The sequence below is a fragment of the Pseudomonas sp. P9_31 genome (assembly GCF_034008235.1).
Classification (GTDB): Bacteria; Pseudomonadota; Gammaproteobacteria; order Pseudomonadales; family Pseudomonadaceae; genus Aquipseudomonas.
Window position 1 is genome coordinate 2849254 of the sequence record NZ_CP125375.1, and the last position, 16462, is coordinate 2865715.

General features: G+C 57.2%; 15 protein-coding genes and 1 pseudogene. 8 read left to right on the forward strand and 8 right to left on the reverse strand.

Annotated features, from left to right (window positions below; genetic code table 11):
* Window positions 1-138: 138 nt before the first annotated feature.
* Window positions 139-1065 carry a LysR family transcriptional regulator gene (locus QMK51_RS12455; protein WP_320394242.1) on the forward strand — a complete coding sequence of 309 codons (927 nt, stop codon included), beginning with the start codon at window positions 139-141 and terminating at the stop codon, window positions 1063-1065.
* A 97-nt stretch (window positions 1066-1162) separates the two neighbouring features.
* Window positions 1163-1303 (forward strand): annotated as a pseudogene (locus QMK51_RS12460) (IS5/IS1182 family transposase); the annotation flags it as partial.
* On the opposite strand, the gene QMK51_RS12465 reads toward QMK51_RS12460, so the two are convergent.
* From QMK51_RS12465 to QMK51_RS12480, 4 genes are all read right to left on the reverse strand, one after another.
* Complete coding sequence (locus QMK51_RS12465; RefSeq protein WP_320394595.1) at window positions 1259-1525, reverse strand: hypothetical protein; 267 nt, start codon at window positions 1523-1525, stop codon at window positions 1259-1261. The pseudogene QMK51_RS12460 and the gene QMK51_RS12465 overlap by 45 nt on opposite strands.
* Window positions 1500-1685, reverse strand: coding sequence for a hypothetical protein (locus QMK51_RS12470; RefSeq protein ID WP_320394243.1), 186 nt, complete (start codon window positions 1683-1685; stop codon window positions 1500-1502). The genes QMK51_RS12465 and QMK51_RS12470 overlap by 26 nt, the downstream gene beginning before the upstream one ends.
* Entirely contained in the window at window positions 1682-3082 is a 1401-nt protein-coding gene (locus QMK51_RS12475) for an MATE family efflux transporter (protein ID WP_320394244.1), read from the reverse strand. Before QMK51_RS12475 ends, QMK51_RS12470 begins: the two co-directional genes overlap by 4 nt.
* 71 nt (window positions 3083-3153) lie before the next feature.
* Window positions 3154-3534, reverse strand: coding sequence for a winged helix-turn-helix transcriptional regulator (locus tag QMK51_RS12480; RefSeq protein ID WP_258700309.1), 381 nt, complete (start codon window positions 3532-3534; stop codon window positions 3154-3156).
* A gap of 95 nt (window positions 3535-3629) precedes the next feature.
* On the opposite strand from QMK51_RS12480, the gene QMK51_RS12485 reads away from it, so the two are divergent.
* On the forward strand, window positions 3630-4040 hold the full coding sequence (locus QMK51_RS12485; protein ID WP_320394245.1) for a DoxX family protein: 411 nt from the start codon (window positions 3630-3632) through the stop codon (window positions 4038-4040).
* A 321-nt stretch (window positions 4041-4361) separates the two neighbouring features.
* Here the strand turns inward: QMK51_RS12485 and QMK51_RS12490 are convergent, their stop codons facing one another.
* The 3 genes from QMK51_RS12490 to QMK51_RS12500 all read right to left on the reverse strand — a co-directional run bounded on the left by QMK51_RS12490 (window position 4362) and on the right by QMK51_RS12500 (window position 7772).
* Entirely contained in the window at window positions 4362-5570 is a 1209-nt protein-coding gene (locus QMK51_RS12490; RefSeq protein ID WP_320394246.1) for an MFS transporter, read from the reverse strand.
* Between the two features lie 85 nt (window positions 5571-5655).
* Window positions 5656-6678 carry an alpha/beta hydrolase gene (locus QMK51_RS12495; protein ID WP_320394247.1) on the reverse strand — a complete coding sequence of 341 codons (1023 nt, stop codon included), beginning with the start codon at window positions 6676-6678 and terminating at the stop codon, window positions 5656-5658.
* Between the two features lie 44 nt (window positions 6679-6722).
* Complete coding sequence (locus QMK51_RS12500) at window positions 6723-7772, reverse strand: NAD(P)-dependent alcohol dehydrogenase (RefSeq protein ID WP_320394248.1); 1050 nt, start codon at window positions 7770-7772, stop codon at window positions 6723-6725.
* Between the two features lie 165 nt (window positions 7773-7937).
* Between QMK51_RS12500 and QMK51_RS12505 the strand changes: the two genes are divergently transcribed.
* The 3 genes from QMK51_RS12505 (at window position 7938) to QMK51_RS12515 (ending at window position 10347) form a co-directional block, all read left to right on the forward strand.
* Window positions 7938-8864: an AraC family transcriptional regulator gene (locus tag QMK51_RS12505; RefSeq protein WP_320394249.1), complete on the forward strand. Its 927-nt coding sequence runs from the start codon at window positions 7938-7940 to the stop codon at window positions 8862-8864.
* Window positions 8865-9388: 524 nt separating this feature from the next.
* Complete coding sequence (locus QMK51_RS12510; protein ID WP_320394511.1) at window positions 9389-9538, forward strand: winged helix-turn-helix transcriptional regulator; 150 nt, start codon at window positions 9389-9391, stop codon at window positions 9536-9538.
* A gap of 182 nt (window positions 9539-9720) precedes the next feature.
* The gene (locus tag QMK51_RS12515) at window positions 9721-10347 is read left to right on the forward strand and encodes a TetR/AcrR family transcriptional regulator (RefSeq protein WP_258700316.1); all 627 of its coding nucleotides are present in this window, start codon (window positions 9721-9723) and stop codon (window positions 10345-10347) included.
* A 127-nt stretch (window positions 10348-10474) separates the two neighbouring features.
* Here QMK51_RS12515 and QMK51_RS12520 read toward each other — a convergent pair whose 3' ends face one another.
* A complete protein-coding gene (locus QMK51_RS12520; RefSeq protein WP_320394250.1) occupies window positions 10475-11920 on the reverse strand; it encodes an efflux transporter outer membrane subunit in 1446 nt (481 codons plus the stop codon).
* A gap of 218 nt (window positions 11921-12138) precedes the next feature.
* Here QMK51_RS12520 and QMK51_RS12525 point away from each other — a divergent pair, with 218 nt between their 5' ends.
* Both QMK51_RS12525 and QMK51_RS12530 read left to right on the forward strand, forming a co-directional pair.
* A complete protein-coding gene (locus tag QMK51_RS12525; protein WP_320394251.1) occupies window positions 12139-13248 on the forward strand; it encodes an efflux RND transporter periplasmic adaptor subunit in 1110 nt (369 codons plus the stop codon).
* A complete protein-coding gene (locus QMK51_RS12530; RefSeq protein WP_320394252.1) occupies window positions 13245-16394 on the forward strand; it encodes an efflux RND transporter permease subunit in 3150 nt (1049 codons plus the stop codon). The genes QMK51_RS12525 and QMK51_RS12530 overlap by 4 nt, the downstream gene beginning before the upstream one ends.
* Window positions 16395-16462: the final 68 nt, after the last annotated feature.

Consider the following 16462-nt stretch of genomic DNA (forward strand, 5'->3'; position numbering starts at 1 on the left):
CAGTTGTTCGATGGTGCGACGAGTACCGCCATAACCGGTCGACTGCAGCTATGCCCAAAGGATATGCGCTTATTAATTGCTTTATTAGATGGCATAATTGGATTGAACTAATCCATTTGACGAAGTGGTGGCGGTAAGATGATTGACCTGAATGACATCGCCTTGTTTGTACAAGTGGTGCGCAACGGCAGCTTTGCCGAAGCGGCGCGGCAGCTTGGAATGCCGCCCAACACCTTAAGCAGACGCGTTCAACAACTCGAGGCGCAGCTCGGCACGCGGCTGCTGCAGCGCTCCACGCGCAAGCTCACACTTACCCATTCAGGTCAGGCTTTTCATGACCGGTGCTCTGGCGCGGTAGAAGGCCTGATCGATGCCGGACAGCAGTTAATGACGGGAAGCCAGGAGCCCAGTGGCATCGTGCGCATTGCGGCGATGGCTGATTTCTTCGACTTTTTCCCTATGGAATGGGTGGCCGATTTTCTAGCCTTGCATCCACGGGTTCGGCTTGACTTCGTGCTAAGTGATGCACGCGCCGATTTGATCGCTGATCGGATCGACATCGCGTTTCGAGGGGGCACTTTGCAGGATTCGGGATACGTTGGTCGCCAACTCATTGGAGCAGGTAATGAAGGTTTGGTCGCCAGCCCCAAGTACCTCAATAACCGAGGTGTGCCCGCTACGCTAGAGGATCTGGTCAATCACGACTGTGTGAGTTTCGGTCATCCTAGCGGCGTCACCACGTGGCGTCTTAATGGGCCAAACGGTGTTGAGGAAGATGTGCAGATTACCAGCCGTTTCAATGGAAACACGGCTCAGGCATTGCGTAAGGCCACGGTGGCTGGCTTGGGCATTGCGTTGCTGCCGCCCACGATAGTTAATTTCGATCTTCAGGCTGGCCGCCTTGTGCCGGTGCTACCGAATTACCATCGCACGGGTTACGGCCTGCATGTGCTTTATCCCAGTCGGCAACATTTACCGTTGGCGGTATCAGCCTTTATAGGACTGGTGATGGAGAAGCTAAAAGTGGAAGCATTCCCAGCAAGGGTTTTATCTGAGCAGGTTTGAACGGTATTTGGGCTTATGACCTTCATACAAAGGGAAGGGGTGTAATTTCCTCCGCTATTAGTGACGTCCAACGCAATTCGGATACTTAGGTTCTGTACGAAAACCCTTGAAACGCATGTTTGGCTGGCTGAAGGAGAACCGGCGGATAGGCACCCGTTACGACAAGCTGGCGAAAAGTTTTAGCGCGATGGTCTCATTGGCTTGCACCATCAGGTGTTTGCGACATTACTTTTCGTACACTGCCTGGCACTGCGTGCATATAACCCGGGTCGCTACCGTAGACCGGCGCGTAATCCACCAGATAGGCAGAGTTGACCCACACGACTACGCCGGCGTGCTCGATCAGTAGCGTCTTGAGTTGCGTGCCCCCTGTGCCGATCGGCAATCGCGCCACATGCGCGCCTAATGCCTTGCGAGCACGAAGCCCGACGTTTTCAACCGCGAAGGTGTATTCGGGCATGCCCCATTCCGAGGCCTGCGCGGTACAGGTAGCCGTCGCCGGCCTCAAGCAGTTGTGCTTCATCGATGAGGACACCGCCTCGTCTGGACAGTTGTGCCAGACTTCCTGTAAAGCGGTTGATCGCTAAAGGTGCGAAACGAATGACTTCATTCAGGTTCATAGGGCGCTCTCGCTGGCCGGATGAGGATCGACGTGAAGACGGTTTTCGGCCCCTCGAATGGCTTTGGCGATTCGCCAGAAATAAATGGCGCCAATCAAAAATTCGAACACCGAACCGATGACCCAGCATGTCATCAGCGACGACGGGACATCGCGATTGCTCATCGCGACGTAATAGATCAACGGAATGCTTATAAACCACATCAGAACCAGGCGCACGACCAGCGAAAATCTGGCCATGCCGATACTCTCCAAGACGGCTGCACCCGTCATAGAGAAGACAAAGGCGGCGGAGAATGTCCACAGTACACGTTGTGTATCGATGGCCAGGGCGACGATCTCCGGGTTGTGCCCCAGGTCGCCGAAAGCCTTGAGCAAGACCTGTGGCAAAGTGATTTGAACGGTGGAAACCAGCAGCACGTAAAGCAGCTCGATGGTCACGGTCACCCGTAGGATCGTTGCCAACTCAGTGTATTGCTCCTTGCCCACTGCAGTGGCGCACAGAATGCTGCAACCAATACCCAAACCGATGATCGGGATGATGCCCAGGTAATTGATCGTCAGATTGACGTTGTTTGCCGCTAGCGCACTAGAGCCCAGTACCGCGACTATCCAGATGAATGCAGTGTTGCCGAGCTGATCCACCCCGGCGGATAAGCCACTGGGAACACCTCTACGCAGCCGGAAAAACAGCCGGGGCAGTAGGCGCTCGCTACGGGCAATGAAGATGTTCATCAACTCAAGCCATATTTCTCGAGGCAGCATTACTGCGTAGCACGTCAGCATGGACAGAGTGCCGATCAACGTACCGATAGCGGCTCCGGCCATTCCCATTTCGGGCAGCCCGAACTTTCCGAAGACCAGGCCGACGGTGAAGATTGAGTCGACTACTTGACCAACGATGCCGACCATGAGCGTTTCGCGGGTTCGACCCACACCGTTGAAGAACGAGGACAGCGCTGTGTCGATCGTCATTACGCCACCGAAAATCGCCGCCCAGAGCATGTACTGCGATTCGAGGCTGACAATCTGCGGTGGGCGGGAGCTGAGCTGTGGGATCATCGCGATCAGCGGGGCGGCGACAAACAGCAGGGCACCGCAGGCAATACCAAGGAGCAGCCCCAGTGCGGCTTCATTCCAAGCCTCGCTGAGCCCCGATCGACCATTCGCCTGTGCAATAAAGGAACGTGACACGCCCACGGTGCTACAGAAGAAAGCGATGATCGCCATGCTCGTGAATACTGCTGGACCGGAGGCGGCCAGCGTATCTTGTGAGTAGTGTGCCAGGCATAGCCTGTCGACAAGCATCATCAATAAATTGCCGACCATCGTCCCCATCAACGGAAACGAGACGATGGCGATTCTTTTCGCCACCCCTGCGTCAAACCAGTGCCGCATATTCACATTCCTTTGTCTCGCGGCTGCCGCGATGGTCGCTGCCGTTTCCAGGTGGCACCATCGCCCGATGCTTAAGTGCTTTCAGGTTTGCGACCGCGCGAGTTTGGCTTCACCGGCACGCTTTTCCCATACTCGCTCCACCATAACGCGAGTGCCTCCATCGTCGGCCCGAGCGCACGGGCCTTTGCCGTCATTTCATATTCGACGCGAGGGGGCACTTCTGCGAAGACTGTTCGCGATACCAGCCCATCGTTTTCGAGCTCACGAAGTTGTGCCGTCAGCATGTGCTGGGTGATGCCGCTAATCGCCTTGCGCAGTTCTCCGAAACGATAGATCCGCTGGTTCAACAACCACATGATTTCCAGCTTCCACTTGCCTGAAAGCAGCGCAAATGCACGGCGCATTTCCTCGTGCATGTTGATCTGATCATCACCATTAGTCTGGTTTTCCATACTAAGCACCACTTTTTCATCCTACTTGTAGCTTTTCATATTAGGCGACATCTTTGGCCTGAGTCGACGCATTAACGCTTGCTCAGGAGAACCTCATGATCGAAAACTATGTTTATTGGATCAGCACGGCACTGCTGTCGCTGCTCTATTTCGCTTCCGCCTCCATGTACGTCGCCAAGGGCGACTATGTTCGAAATGCACAAGCGGAGTTGGGCTATTCAGCCTCCTACCTGGTGCCTTTCATGATCGTGGTCAAGGTACTTGGGCCTGCCGCGATTCTGTGGCGCTTTAACGTGGCGCTCAGTGATCTTGCCTATGTCGGCATGTTTTATCACCTGCTGCTTTCCGCTTTAGCACACCTGGGTGTTCGCAAGCCCAAAGACTCTATCCCGGCAGTTGTAGGGCTCATCCTCTTGGTTGCCTCCTTCATGACACAAAACGCTGTTCGCGATTTTCCGTCGCCTTACCCACCGCTGACGGCGGTCATCCAGACGCCTCTTAAATAAAAGGAGACTTATATGACTCGACTCAATGGGAAAGTAGCCATCGTCACTGGAGCCGGTCGCGGCATCGGCCGCGCCACAGCGAAGTTGCGGCGGATGTGCCTGCTCCCACTAACGTACTTGGCCGTTATGGATCGCCCGAACAGGACATTGCGCCGGTGGTGCTGTTTCTCGCCAGTAAAGATGGGCAATTTTTGACGGGGTATAGCCTGACGCCGGACGGTGGTCAAATCATCGATAGTGCACGCTGATTTTACCGTCTAGTCAGCAACCGATTGCTCCACTGGGACCACAAGACTCGCCTTGGCGCATCTTGTGTTTTTTTCAAGCGATGCTCTCCGATGCAACAGGCTCCCGCGAGGTTGCGCGTGCAGCCAGGAAGGCAAGAACAGCCGCCACGCCCAGCAACGCGGCGCTCAGCTCGAAGGTCGTTCGATAACCGCTTGAGTCAAAGACCAGCCCGCCCACGGTTGCTCCCGATGCAATGGCCAGTTGAATGATCGCCACCATTAAGCCGCCTCCCGCTTCAGCAGCCTCTGGCAATGTTCTGGCCAGCCATGTCCACCATCCCACCGGTGCAGCAGTCGCAACCAATCCCCAGAGGCCCAGCAAGACAGTCGTGGTTGCGGCCGAACTGCCGAACGAAACCAGCGCCAGTGCAATCACTGCCATCAAGATCGGGATGATGATGAGGGTGCGATGCAGGCCATTTTTCAAGATTGGTTCAATCAGGAAGGCTCCCGCGAGGCCCGCCAGACCCAGGACGAGCAACATCAGCGACAGCATGGAAACACTGACGTGCGTGACCGTTTCAAGGAAGGGGCGCAAATAGGTAAACAGCATGAACTGACCCATGAAAAAGACGCTGACCGCCACCATGCCTAACGCGACCGGTAGGCTTTGCATCAACCTGAAGACATTTCCAGTGCCTGAACCGCTCTGCGACTTCATCGCTGGAAGGCTGAACAGAAGCCAGGCAGAGGCGACTATCGCGACCGGAATGACGCACAAGAATGCGCCGCGCCAGCCGATCAAGGCGCCGAGAAAACTGCCCAAAGGTGCTGCAATCACTGTCGCCAGAGCGTTGCCGCCGTTGACGATTGCCATTGCGCGAGTGATCTGGTCATCAGGCACCAGGCGCATGGCGGTTGCCGCCGACAGCGACCAGAAGCCGCCTATCGCCACACCGATCAACGCGCGGCCGATCATGAACATCCAGTAGTTCGGCGCGAACGCAACCACTGTTCCGGAAAGGATCATCAACAGTGTCAGGGAAAGGAGCAGCGGTTTGCGGTCGACCCGCGCAGCCACTGAAGCAATCAGGAGGCTGGCAAACAGCGCAAACAACCCAGAGACGGAAAGGCCCTGGCCCGCTTGCCCCTCGGTGATATGCAAATCGGCGGCAATCGGCGTTAGCAGGCTGACCGGCATGAATTCCGATGCCACCAGGACGAAGGCAGCGAGCGACATGGCGAATACGGCGCCCCACGATTGTTCAGTGCTCCGGTGGGCTGGGAGGGAGTGACGGGTCATTGATTGAATCCTGTAATGCGCGAAGCGTCGCGACCCCGGGAACGAGGCCGCGAGATAACCGGTGCCCGGCCGGGGCACCGGCAAGCTACTTCAGGTTGCTTTTGAAGAACGTGGTCAACTTGGCGAATGGAATGAGGTCGACCCGGTCGTAAAGATCCACATGCCCGGCATCTGGAATGATGAGCAGTTCTTTGGGCTCGGCAGCCCGTTTGTAGGCATCCTCACTGAACTCGCGTGAGTGTGCTTGGGCGCCAGCAATGAGCAGCAGCGGGCGAGGGGAGATAGTCTCGATGTCGTTGAACGGATAGAAGTTCATGAACTTCACGTTGCTGGTCTGCGTCGGCATGGTGGTTGTCTGCGCCGATGCGCCAGCCGGAGTGACTTCGCCTCGCGGTGTGCGATAAAAATTGTAGAACTCGTCGCCTACGGCGTTGCCGGTCAGTTTGAGCGGCGTGCCGCCGGTGTAGCGGATTTCACCGCCCTGGAATTCGGCATAGCGCTGCTCGCTCGCTTCGCGAATGATCTGCTGGCGTTGTTCTACCGTTACACCGTGCTTGAGGCCGTTACGATTGGCCGCGCCCATGTCGTACATGCTGACGGTGGCGATGGCCTTCAGACGCGGATCAATCTTGGCCGCGCTGATGGCGAAGCTGCCACTGCCACAGATGCCGAGGACGCCGATTCGTTCACGATTGACGATCGGGTGAGTGCCGAGAAAGTCCACAGCGGCACTGAAGTCTTCCGCGTAGATATCTGGCGAAACAGCTTGGCGAGGCGTGCCCTCGCTCTCGCCCCAGAAGGACAAGTCCAGCGACAGCGTGACAAACCCCTGCTCGGCCATTTTGCTGGCGTACAGGTTCGCACTCTGTTCCTTTACCGCACCCATGGGATGGCCCACGATGATGGCTGCATTTTTCGTTTTCGGGTCGAGGCCTTTCAGGGTGAACAGGTTGCCCACCACCTTCATGCCGTATTGATTCTTGAAGGTGACCTTTTCTACCGTCACTTTTTCGCTTTTGTAGAAGTTGTCCGCGCCGTTCGACAGATCGGCTCCCGTTGAAGAAAAAGAGGTAACAAGCAGCCCTAGGGCAAGCAAAATGCCTTTCACTGGATAGTCCTTTCGATTGGGTGGTTATTCGCTGGCGCCTTCGCTTAGCCAGCCAATGTGGCGTTGTCGATCACGAAGCGATACTTGACGTCGCCCTTGAGCATCCGCTCATAGGATTCATTGATCTGATCGACCCGAACCAACTCGATGTCGGCGACGATGTCGTGCTCGGCGCAGAAATCCAGCATCTCCTGCGTCTCGGGGATACCGCCGATCATCGAGCCGGCAATCGTTCGTCGTTTCATGATCAGGTTGAACACATTGGGCGATGGATGCGGCGAGGCGGGCGCCCCGACCAGGGTCAGCGCACCATCGCGCTTGAGCAGAACAAGGAAGGCATCGAGATCGTGGGGGGCTGCGACGGTGTTCAGAATGAAGTCAAAGCTCCGGGCATGCGCGGCCATCTCTTCAACGTTGCGCGACACGACAACCTCGTCGGCGCCCAGTTGCTTCGCCGCTTCGCGCTTGGATTCAGAAGTGGTGAACGCCACGACGTGGGCGCCCATCGCGTGGGCCAGCTTGATGCCCATGTGGCCCAGGCCACCGATGCCGACCACGCCGATTTTCTTGCCCGGCCCGGCGTTCCAGTGACGTAATGGGGAATAGGTGGTGATGCCCGCACACAGCAGGGGTGCGACGGCGGCCAGTCGTTCTTCGGGATGGCGGATACGCAGAACATAACGTTCATGCACCACGATGTTTTGCGAGTAGCCGCCGAGCGTCCAGCCGGGCTCGTCCGGGGTCGGGAAGTTGTAGGTGCCGACCATGCCGTCGCAATAGTTTTCCAGACCCGTGGCACAGTCTTCACAGTGTTTGCAGCTGTCGACGATGCAACCGACGCCGACCAGATCGCCGACTTTGAAATCCGAAACCTGCGCGCCTACCGCCGATACACGACCCACAATTTCGTGCCCCGGTACGCAAGGAAATTGCGTGCCGGCCCACTCGGCTCGTACCTGATGCAAGTCCGAATGGCAGATGCCGCAAAATGCGATATCGATCTGAACGTCATGGGCGGCGGGTGTACGGCGAATGATTTGCAACGGCTCAAGGGGCTTGTCGCCCGCATGAGCACCATAGGCTTGTACAAGCATGGGAGAGTCCTCGATGGCTTTGTCGGATGAACATTCTCCAGCTCTGCCCAGACTCCCTGTAGTGCATTGCGCTGGATTACTTGCCTGATTCTATGAGTCTCTGTTTTTTTGCAGGACGGTCGCGAGCGGGCGAGTTAGAGTTCAGCGAAGAGGTACAAGACGAACATGACGATCAAACACGACACCGCTGCTCAATACCTATCGCCACAAGAAACGCTTGCGCAGATCATTGGCGCGCAGATCCCGGAACCAGGTGACTACGGAACGCCCATTATGGGCCTCGGCTTTTTCAGGCGCGAACATCCATCGCCGCCCGTCGTCTGCATGGTCGAGCCAAGCATCATCCTCGTCGCCCAAGGTGAGAAACAGTTGTGGGTAGGTGGCGAGAGCTACCCTTATGACACGTCGCGATTTCTGATCACCTCATTGGACTTGCCTGCCAATTCAGAGGTGCTGGCGGCAAGCCCGGAGCAGCCATGTCTGGGGCTGACTTTGAAGCTGGATCTGCGCATGCTGGCTGAGCTGATAGTGCAGGGTGACTTGCCGCCAACCCGTGATCGATCAGTGGTGAAAGGTGTAGGGATTGGTTCAGTAACGCCTGCCATGTTGGCGTCGTTCGAGCGCTTGCTGGCGCTACTCGATGAACCTGAAGCCATCCCTGTGCTTGCGCCCCTGATTCAGCGCGAAATTCACTATCGTCTCTTGAAGAGTGATCAGGCTGCCAGGTTGCGGCAGATTACCTCGGTCGATGGCCAGGGTTATCGCATCGCAAAAGCCATCGACTGGCTGAAGTTGAATTACGCCTCGGCGCTTCGCGTCGAAGAACTTGCGGCGCGAGTGCAGATGAGCACACCCACCTTTCATCACCACTTCCGCCAGCTCACCTCGATGAGCCCGTTGCAGTACCAGAAGTGGTTGCGATTGAACGAGGCGAGGCGATTGATGCTCAACGAGCATCAGGAAGTATCAAGCGCAGCGTACAAGGTCGGCTATGAAAGCCCGTCGCAGTTCAGCCGAGAATACAGCCGTCTGTTTGGCGTACCCCCCAAGCGGGATATTGCGATGTTGCGAGGGCAGGGGGTAGCAACATAAATACGCCATGTCAGACAGCATTCATCTAAACGGTCGCGAAATTACCGGTCATCTGGACTGCCGTTGCTCCACCAGGCAGGCCCTCGTTCTTCAAGTTCTACCTTGGCTGAGTGGACGTGCGATCTCGCCGCAACCGGCGTCATCAGGACGGTTCTCAGCTGGCAGCGCTTGGGGTGTCTCATAGAGGTATCTTCAGTAACTCACCCCGACACCTTCAAAAAGTCGTTAGCACAAACTGATGAGTCAATGAACGTGCTCAGCAGCTAAGGCTATACAAGACCGACAAACGACAGAATAACCAGAACAATCACAACAGCCCCGACGATGTAGATAATATTGTTCATGAAAACCACCTTTCTATTCCAACAGGATTGCGACACCACGGTGCCTAATACAGATGACACCTTCGTTCGCGGTTCCGTTCCCCGAACCCGTCTTGGAGACGGCACCTCGCAGCAACCTCGGTTAATTTTCGCTCCCTTGACTGCGGCATTCAGCGCCGGCCGCATCTCATCAGCGGTGTAATCGCTGTGGAAGACATCTTTCAAGTACCGCCGCGAGTGGAGTACGCGCTGACGGCGCTTGGTCATGCACTCGGCCCGGCTATGACAGCCCCTATAGTCTGGGCTGAGCTTCGTCACCTGCACGACGCCAAGTGCATGGAAACTACTTAGCGACGATGAGCTTGCGGAACGTTAATCCGTCATGTTCGATCACTCAAGCGTCAGCCCGGTTCGCGCCTGATCGACTGAAGTTTGTGATTGCTCGGAAAAGTCGCTCAAAACGGTCGATTTGTGACTATATGTCTTATCGGTCACAAGTTGTCAGTCCTCGATAGGATGAGTAAGCTGTTCCCATGAATCAGCCATCGATATCTTCATCTTCGCCCAGCCCCCGTGGCCCAGCCGATCACGACATTCGAGACCAGATTGTCGCGGCAGCCAACGAACACTTCAGTCAATACGGCTATGGTAAAACCACGGTTTCCGACCTGGCCAAGGCCATCGGGTTTTCAAAGGCCTACATCTACAAATTTTTTGATTCCAAGCAGGCGATCGGTGAAGCCATCTGCGCAAATTGCCTGGCAGAAATCGTCGCGGCTGTGGAGCAAGCTATCAATGTAGAAGACCTGTCGCCGACGGAGCGCTTTCGACGTTTGGTCAAAACTGTGATCGCCACAGGTGTGGATCTGTTCTTTAACGACCGAAAACTCTATGACATCGCAGCGTTCGCGGCGTCGGAAAGCTGGCCCAGTTCGCAGGTTTATGACGCACAGATCAAACGCTTCGTTTTGCAAATCGTGCGGGAGGGGCGAGAGATTGGTGAATTTGAGCGCAAGACTCCGCTGGACGAGACAGTAGAAGCGATACATCTCGCGCTGCGACCATTCGTCAACCCTTTGCTGTTGCAGTACAACCTCGATTTCGTCGAGGAGGCGCCCACGCTCACCTCCAACCTCATCTTGCGTAGCCTCATGCCTTGACCTTCGGCTAAAGGTTTACGGTATACCCTGGGTAAGCGACAGATCACCAAACGGCTCTCACTTTGCCCTTCGTCCATCCGTCGAAGGGCATCTTATTTATCTGTGCTATGACCATTAGCTGAATTGGTCACATGACTTCAGGCGGTTGCCAGCCACCCCCTAGCGATTTGAATGCCGCAACCGCCGCTCGTGCCGATTCCGTTCGCGCTTGTGCCCGAGCATCGGAAGCCTGCAGCATCGTCTCGTCGGCGTGCAGGACATCGATCAGGCTGGCCGTGCCTTTCTCATAGGCAATGAGCGACGATTGGCGAGCCTGTGTCAGAGACGCCTCTCCCCCGGTGAGGGTGGTTGCTTGAGCTTCCCGATTCACCAGTGAGGAGAACGCGTTCTCGACATCCTCGGTGGCGCGCAGCACAGACTGACGGTAAGCGGCCAGGGTTTCGGCTTCCTGTCCCTTGGCTTGGTCGATTTGGGCGTTTATGCGACCGAAGTCGAAGAGCCTCCAGCGCAGTCCCAATACGCCCGCCGACTGGCTGGCGCCGCTGGTGAAAAGATTGCCTGCGGATACAGCTGTGGCACTGCCCAGCAATGCGCTAAGGGAGAATTTCGGGTAGTACTCGGCAATCGCCTCCCCGATGCGTGCGTTTGAGGCCGCAAGACGGCGCTCAGCCACAATGAGGTCTGGCCTGCGGCGCAGCAAATCGGCCGGCGTTCCCATCGCATTTAACTGCGGTGCTACAGGAATGCTCCCCGCACTTGCCAGTTGGGTGCGGTGAGTGCCTGGCGGCGTGCCGAGCATTACATCCAGCGCATTCATGGCAGCATCCAGGCCGGTCTGCAGGACCGGCACTGTCGCTTGGACCTGCGATAGCGCCCCCTCGGTCTGGCGAACCTGATAGTTGGCGGCGAGCCCCTTGCTGTAGAGCAATTGGACTTTCTCTAGTAGCTCCTGCTGTGTTTTGACTTGTCGGTTCGCAATGTCCAGCCGGGTCTGCAGTCCGCGGACAGTGATGTAGATATCAGCGGTCTGCGCGGCGATAGCCAATCGTGTGGCGGCGACGCCCGCCAGGGAAGCCTGGTACTCGGCCAGAGCAGCCTCGCGTCCGCGGCGCAATCCGCCAAAGACATCTACCTCCCAGCTGGCATCGAGGTTGGCCTCGTAGGCGCTTGCGTACCGATCATTGCCAGGCGTTGAGTTCAACACCTGGCCGAGCGGCGTCTCGATTGACTGGTAGGAGCGTGCGGCCTGTCCGCTGATGTTCCCTGAGGGGAGTAAAGCGGCATTTGCAGCACCTAGTCCGGCCCGCGCCTGTGTGACTCGCGCCGACACCTGCGCCAGGTCCAGATTCTGCTCAAGCGCCTTGGAGATGAAGTCGGTTAGCACTGGATCACCAAAGCCTTCCCACCAAGCTACAAGGCTGGTCGGCGTCGCTCCACGACGCTGTTCGACAGAAGGCTGACCCAAGTAACGATCCGAAAGCGGAGCGTCTGGACGATGGTAGTCCGGACCGACCGCGCAACCTGCCGATAAGCCGGCGCTGACCAAAAGGGCGATTGGACGGAGGGGAGGCATTGAGATTCCTTCAATAGAGGATATTTGTGACCATATTACTCAATAGTCACACTCTGTCAATTGAGGCGATTTGAGCGGATGTTGGTTTCTTCTCAGGGGCGGCGACGGTTTCGGTGTTGAGCTTGAGAAGCTGAATGTTTCATGGTTCGTGACCATTGACACATATGGTCACTGGACTGAGAATGTGGCGCTCGTCCTATTTTTAAGTAAGGGAATCTATGCGCCGGCTTCGACCTTCCCCCATTGCCGCTTGCTTGTTGCCTCTTGTCCTGACGGCATGTGGCGACTCATCCACCGTTGAAGATCCGCGCACGCATGCTCCTCTGGTCAGGTCCGCAGCGGTTCAGGGGGGCTCCGACGCCTCACGTTCTTTCACGGGTGTCGTGGCTGCCCGCGTCCAGGGCGATCTGGGTTTTCGGGTATCAGGCAAGGTGCTTGAGCGTCTGGTTGACACCGGTCAGACCGTTAAACGTGGTCAGCCACTCATGCGCCTCGACCCAATCGATCTGGGGTTGCAGGCGCGAGCACAGCAAGAGTCGGTCATAGCCGCTCGGGCCCGAGCCAAGCAGACTGCAGATGACGAGGCTCGGTATCGCGACCTGGTCGCCGCAGGTGCTATTTCTGCATCGGCCTATGACCAGATCAAAGCCGCAGCGGATACCGCAAAGGCGCAGCTTGGCGCCGCTGAAGCGCAGGCTGATGTAGCTCGCAATGCTTCTGGTTATGCGGTGCTGTTTGCGGATTCCGACGGCGTTGTGGTGGAGACGCTCGCCGAGCCCGGGCAAGTTGTCAGCCCGGGACAGCCCGTGGTTCGATTGGCGCGGGCGGGGCAGCGCGAAGCCATCGTGCACCTGCCCGAGACGTTGCGCCCCGCGGCAGGATCCACCGCGCAAGCGACGCTTTATGGCAATACCACGGATGCTGTTGCAGCGAAGCTGAGGCTGCTTTCTGACTCGGCCGACCGAATGACGCGCACCTTCGAGGCGCGGTATGTGCTTGAGGGGGCGCTGGCCAATGCACCGATAGGTTCGACCGTCACGCTTCGGATCGCTGAAGGCGCCATGCAAGGGCAGGGGCTGCAAGTACCGATCGCTGCCGTTTATGACCCAGGTCAAGGCCCTGGCGTGTGGGTCATCGCCGGTACACCGGCGAAGGTGGCGTGGCGACCTGTACAAATCCTGGGCTTGAGCGACGACACAGTACGAGTCGCGGGCGACCTCAAAATCGGCGAGCAGATCGTAGCGTTAGGCGCACATCTGTTGCACGAAGGTGAACAGGTGAGATTGCCTCAACAGGATGACGCCAAAGTTGCCGGGGGTCGTCCATGAGCGAGGGGCGCTTCAATCTTTCCGCGATCGCCGTTCGTGAGCGATCTATTACGGTGTTTCTGATCTTCCTGATTGCCGTTGCAGGCACCCTGGCGTTCTTTCAGCTGGGACGTGCGGAAGATCCTCCGTTTACGGTCAAGCAGTTGACGGTCATTACCGCGTGGCCGGGCGCCACGGCGCAGGAGATGCAGGATCAGGTAGCAGAGCCACTTGAAAAACGCCTGCAAGAACTGAAATGGTACGACCGCACGGAAACCTACACCCGTCCTGGCCTCGCTTTCACGATGGTGTCACTGCTCGATAGCACGCCGCCCTCGCAAGTGCAGGAGGAGTTCTATCAGGCGCGTAAAAAGCTCGACGACGAAGCCACCAGGCTACCGGCGGGTGTGATCGGGCCATTGGTCAACGACGAGTATTCGGACGTGACGTTTGCGCTTTTCGCCCTCAAAGCCAAAGGCGAGCCGCAGCGACTGTTGGTGCGTGATGCAGAGTCGTTGCGCCAACAACTGTTGCATGTGCCGGGCGTGAAGAAGGTCAACATCATCGGTGAGCAAGCCGAGCGCATTTTTGTGTCCTTCTCCCATGACCGACTGGCCACCTTGGGCGTTTCTCCCCAGGACATCTTCGCCGCGCTGAATAGCCAGAACGTGCTCACACCCGCCGGTTCCATCGAAACCAACGGGCCGCAGGTTTTCCTGCGGGTGGATGGCGCTTTCGATAAATTGGAGAAAATTCGTGACACGCCCCTGGCGATTCAGGGGCGCACCTTGAAGCTCTCGGACGTGGCGACGGTTGAACGAGGCTACGAAGACCCTGCCACCTTCCTGGTGCGCAATAACGGCGAAGAGGCCTTGTTGCTGGGGGTCATAATGCGCGAGGGCTGGAATGGCCTGGACCTGGGCAAGGCGCTGGACGCCGAGACGACGAAGATAAATGAAGGCATGCCGCTGGGCATGACGCTGACCAAGGTCACCGATCAAGCCGTGAACATTGACTCGGCCGTTGGCGAGTTCATGGTCAAATTTTTTGTCGCGCTGCTTGTGGTGATGCTTGTCTGCTTTCTCAGCATGGGCTGGCGGGTAGGCCTCGTGGTCGCAGCGGCGGTACCGTTGACGCTGGCGATAGTGTTTGTGGTGATGGCGGCCACCGGAAAGAACTTTGACCGTATTACCCTTGGCTCGTTGATTCTGGCGCTGGGACTGCTGGTGGACGACGCGATCATTGCCATCGAAATGATGGTGGTGAAAATGGAAGAGGGCTACGACCGTATCAAAGCTTGCGCGTACGCCTGGAGTCATACGGCCGCGCCGATGCTTGCCGGTACGCTAGTGACGGCTATCGGCTTTTTGCCGAACGGCTTCGCGCAATCGACAGCCGGCGAGTACACCAGCAACATGTTCTGGATCGTGGGCATTGCTTTGATCGCTTCCTGGGTCGTCGCGGTGGCCTTCACCCCTTACCTGGGGGTGAAGTTGTTGCCAAACATCAAGAAGGTAGAGGGTGGGCATGCGGCTATCTACAACACTCCCCGTTACAACCGCTTTCGCGGAGTTCTGACACGGGTCATCGCCCGCAAATGGCTGGTGGCTGGCACGGTTATCACGCTGCTTTTCGTGGCAGTTTTAGGCATGAGCCTGGTGAAGAAGCAGTTCTTCCCGACCTCTGACCGTCCCGAGGTAATGGTCGAGGTGCAAATGCCCTACGGAACCTCCATCGAGCAGACCAGTGCCACTGCCGCAAAGGTCGAGGCCTGGCTGCAAAAGCAGGAAGAGGCAAAAATCGTCACGGCCTATATTGGGCAAGGGGCGCCACGCTTCTTCCTGGCGATGGCGCCAGAACTGCCTGATCCATCGTTCGCGAAGATCGTAGTGCTGACGGACAGTCAGGAGGCACGTGAAACCCTCAAACTCCGCTTTCGCGAAGCGGTCGCTGAAGGACTCGCCCCAGAGGCTCGTGTCAGGGCGTCTCAAATTGTATTTGGTCCTTATTCGCCATTTCCGGTGGCCTACCGGGTGATGGGACCTGATCCGTCAAAGTTGCGTGAGATTGCGGGCCAGGTACAGGACGTGTTGCAGTCGAGCCCGATGATGAGAACCGTCAACACCGATTGGGGACCGCTGACGCCGACGCTGCATTTCGCTCTGGATCAGGATCGCCTGGAGGCGGTGGGGTTGACGTCAAGCTCAGTCGCGCAGCAACTGCAGTTCCTGCTGGCCGGAGTACCGATCACCGCAGTTCGTGAGGACATTCGCTCGGTGCAGGTGGTTGGTCGCGCAGCGGGGGATATCAGGCTCGATCCCGCCAAGATAGAAGGTTTTACGCTGGTAGGCACGGCGGGTCAGCGGATTCCGCTGTCTCAGGTGGGAGAGGTCGATGTTCGTATGGAGGATCCGACCCTCCGACGTCGTGACCGCACGCCGACCATCACCGTGCGTGGTGACATTGCCGAAGGCTTGCAGCCGCCCGACGTTTCAAGTGTGGTCATGAAGGAGTTGCAGCCGATCATTGAGAAACTGCCTGGCGGGTACCGGATTGAGCAGGCGGGTGCAATCGAGGAGTCAGGCAAGGCTGGTAAGGCGATTTTACCGTTGCTGCCAATCATGATAGCCATGACATTGCTCATCATCATTCTGCAGGTCCGTTCAATCTCGGCGTTGATCATGGTGTTCCTCACCTCGCCGTTAGGGTTGATTGGTGTGGTACCGACACTGCTTGTCTTCCAGCAGCCGTTTGGTATCAATGCTCTGGTCGGTTTAATCGCGTTGTCGGGCATCTTGATGCGCAATACGCTGATTCTGATTGGGCAAATCCATCACAACGCGCAAGAAGGGCTGGACCCGTTTCACGCAGTAGTCGAAGCCACGGTACAACGTGCCCGCCCGGTACTGCTGACAGCGCTTGCGGCAATCCTGGCATTCATTCCGCTGACACACTCCGTCTTCTGGGGGACGCTGGCCTACACGCTAATCGGAGGCACATTCGTCGGAACCATCATGACGCTGGTGTTCCTGCCAGCGATGTACGCCATCTGGTTCAAGATCCGTCCTGACAATACGGGTCAAACTGAAACAGCGAATAAGCAAGCCAGCCTAGTGGATAGGACGCCACCCCGTCCTCTCGACGTTCACCTGACCACAAAGCTTTAGCCATAGGCCATAGCTTGCTGCTTTTAGTGGGCGTCGACTGAAAAATGAAGAGGGTCCAATGATTAGTC